This window comes from Microvirga sp. GCM10011540 (assembly GCF_042650665.1).
In the GTDB taxonomy this organism is placed as follows: domain Bacteria; phylum Pseudomonadota; class Alphaproteobacteria; order Rhizobiales; family Beijerinckiaceae; genus Microvirga; species Microvirga lenta.
The window spans coordinates 1-1031 of sequence record NZ_JBHSBQ010000065.1 but is presented as its reverse complement, the minus strand read 5'-3'; the positions used below and the strand labels follow the sequence as shown (position 1 = coordinate 1031).

Here is a 1031-nt window from a genome sequence, read left to right as displayed (position 1 = left end):
TGTGAGTTCTGATCAGGTTGTTCCGGCGAGGGCCTGAGCCGGTGTTCGTCGGCTGAGACTACCATGCGGGCGCTGCTGATTGTACCAGGTCAGCCACCGCGGCAGGTCAGCAGCCCGAGCCTCTGATGAACTGAACGGGATTGCATAGGCCCATTCCCGCAGGAGCGTCTGGATGAAGCGCTCCGCCTTGCCGTTGGTCTTGGGCGTGTAAGGACGGGTGCGGATGTGCCGGATCCCGAGCAACCGCAGGGCTTTGCGGAACAGCCGCGCGACATAACCTGATCCATTGTCCGTCATCACCCGCTCGACCCGGATGCCTTGCTCTCGAAACCAGCGCAGCGCCCGCACCAGGAAGGCCGTGGTCGAACGGCGGGTCTCGTCCGGCAGCACCTCGACATAGGCCAGCCGGGTGGCGTCATCGATGGCCACATGGAAGCAATCGTACCCTGCGCCGGTGCTCGGGTTGCGTCGATCCCCGGTGATGCGGTGGCCCATCCGCTCGAAGCGAGCCAGCTTCTTGATGTCCAGATGGATCAGTTCGCCAGGGTGCTGGCGCTGATAGCGCCGCGGTGGCTCCTTCGGCTCCAGGGCCGCCAGGCGACCCAAGCCACGCCGGGTGAGCCAGGCCGCCACAGTGGAGCGGGCGAGGTTCAGTTTGCCGGCGATCTCCGCGGCGGTGAGCCGGTACTCCCGCCGGAGCATCTCAATCACACCGATCCAGGACTCACCGGTTCGATTGGCAACGGTTCGCGGGCAAGAGGAGCGGTTCTCCAACCCGCTGGGCCCTTCCGCCTTGAAGCGGGCCAGCCATTTGCGGGCGGTGCGCTCGCTGACGCCAAAGCCGGCCGCGACCTCTCGAAGGGGCTGGCCTTCGTCCAGGATGCGGCGGATCATTTCCGCTCGACCCAAGCGGGTCGTGCGGGCATTCTGATGCGGGTTGTTCATCTCTCAGGTCCATCGGTAATCGTGTCGCAACGACCACCTTCAGGCCCTCAGACGGGATGAACAACCTCCTCAGATCTCACAGCTAG

Annotated in this window: 1 protein-coding gene; it reads right to left on the bottom strand. The window is 64.9% G+C overall.

The features are described 5' to 3' along the window. Nucleotides 1-12: 12 nt before the first annotated feature. Nucleotides 13-945, bottom strand: coding sequence for an IS481 family transposase (locus ACFOYU_RS15245; RefSeq protein WP_377034246.1), 933 nt, complete (start codon nt 943-945; stop codon nt 13-15). Between the last annotated feature and the right edge of the window lie 86 nt (nt 946-1031).

Bases quoted from the DNA above. Each gene is read 5' to 3' on its own strand.
- ACFOYU_RS15245 (WP_377034246.1), bottom strand. From the start codon at position 945: ATGAACAACCCGCATCAGAATGCCCGCACGACCCGCTTGGGTCGAGCG.